The following is a 1,251-nucleotide window of genomic DNA, read 5'->3' as shown; positions in this document are numbered from 1 at the left end:
CCGATAGAACGCCTCCAGAAGCAGTTTTACTCACGGGCTGCCCGACCGCAAGAATACCTCTGTCTCTAATTACTTGTGCTGCTGCTGTATCGCGATGAGTGGTGTACCCGCACGACTGACAACTATGGATTCTGACATCCAAGGTTTTCTTACCAGTATGGGTTCCACATTGGGGGCAAATTTGACTCGTATAGTTTTTATCAACACGAGCAAAATACACCCCGCGCTTCCAACACACATGGGACAGAATCGAGAAGAATTGACCATAGGCTGCATCGAGAGTATGTTTACCGAACATCCCCTTTGCCCAAGCCTTAAAATTGATATCCTCAACGAATATCATTCCTGCTTGGTCACATAACCTATGAGCTAATTTATAGTGCCAATCCTTTCTGGTATCACTGATTTTTTGATGAATTCTAGCAATCTTTTTCTGGAGATTAAGCCAATTATTAGACCCTTTTCTTTGATGCTTTAATCTTCGTTGCAGTGATTTCAACTCGCGGTGAAGTGCCTGAAAAAATCTCGGTCTTTTGACTAATTCTCCATCGGAAGTTGCGAGGTATTTGTCAAGCCCAATATCTACCCCTAATGGATGTCCTGACGCTGGGCGAGCGGGCAGGTTGACTGCTAACTGGTAGGTCAGCATGACAAAATATCCTGATGCCCTTTTAACTACTCTAATTTGCTTGAGTAGAAAACCCTCTGGTGTGGGTCTAGACATTTTCATCCTTACCCACCCAATCTTAGGCAGGTTAACCTTTCCATTCTCCACTGCTGCATCCTTAACAGCCGGGAAAACAAACGATCGCATCCGTTTTTTGAAGCGAGGAAACCCATGCCCTCTCTCCCACATTGCCACAAATGCCGACTCTAAAACCTTTAAAGTTTGCTGCAATACTTGCGAATGAGGGGTCTTTAATTCGGGACAATGCTTCTTAGCTTCTGCCAAACCTTTGCACTGACTAGCATAGGTTGGTCTAGGAGTATCCGGTGAGATAATATACTCACCAACTATCGAACAAGCATTAACAGAAGACTTACGAGAATTCACCCAATCTTTCCGTTCTCGCAAGGCATAGTTATAAACCTGACGACAAACAGACAACCAAATCTCAAATATTTGAACTTGAGATTTGGTTGGACGTAGTTTGTACTCGTGAGTTACTGTTAGCATGATATAATCATATCATGCTTTTAGAAATCAACCAGGATTTTTCTAAGACTGTAGGCGGCCGCATCCGCTGCCGA

1 protein-coding gene is annotated in these 1,251 nt (G+C 43.7%); it reads right to left on the bottom strand.

Going from position 1 to position 1,251, the window contains the following annotated elements; genetic code table 11:
- On the bottom strand, positions 1-1,177 hold a 1,177-nt coding region (locus tag QUB12_RS37385; RefSeq protein WP_333311131.1), incomplete at its 3' end, for a transposase.
- Between the last annotated feature and the right edge of the window lie 74 nt (positions 1,178-1,251).

It is taken from the genome of Microcoleus sp. B7-D4 (assembly GCF_036705125.1).
GTDB lineage: Bacteria > Cyanobacteriota > Cyanobacteriia > Cyanobacteriales > Microcoleaceae > Microcoleus.
Note: the sequence above shows the minus strand (reverse complement) of the source record. Positions and strands in the feature narration are given on the sequence as shown.